This window comes from Agrococcus sp. HG114 (assembly GCF_024723325.1).
Classification (GTDB): domain Bacteria; phylum Actinomycetota; class Actinomycetes; order Actinomycetales; family Microbacteriaceae; genus Agrococcus.
The window spans coordinates 1-404 of record NZ_JANQCH010000293.1 but is presented as its reverse complement, the minus strand read 5'-3'; the positions used below and the strand labels follow the sequence as shown (position 1 = coordinate 404).

Genomic DNA, 404 nt, shown 5'->3' with positions numbered 1-404 from the left:
AAATAATGTTCATCTCTTTTAATTGATCCCGGATTTGATCCGCTAGAGCAAAATTGCGATTTTTTCGTGCTTCCAATCTTTGCTCTATAAGTTGATCAATTTCCTCATCTAGAAGTTCTGTTTGTGTTATTTCTAAGCCTAATACGGAGAAAAGATCTTCAAATGCGCCTAAAAAGGAATCAATAACTTTTGTAGATGTATTTTCTCCACGTAAATATACATTAGCTTGTTTTGCCAGTTCAAACAAGACAGTAATCCCATCGGCTGAATTAAAATCATCGTCCATTTCTTTCTTGAAGGCATCAATATGTTGCTCGATTATTGCCAGCCATTTTGTATCATCATCTGCTAAATTCGCGCTGACATTTCTGCGATGTTTTAGGTTTTGACAAGCGGTCTTTAGC

At 35.9% G+C, this 404-nt stretch carries 1 protein-coding gene; it reads right to left on the bottom strand.

Annotated features, from left to right (window positions below; genetic code table 11):
• Nucleotides 1-404 (bottom strand): DALR domain-containing protein (locus NWP09_RS13300; RefSeq protein WP_309137128.1); only part of this gene is annotated, 404 nt, incomplete at both ends.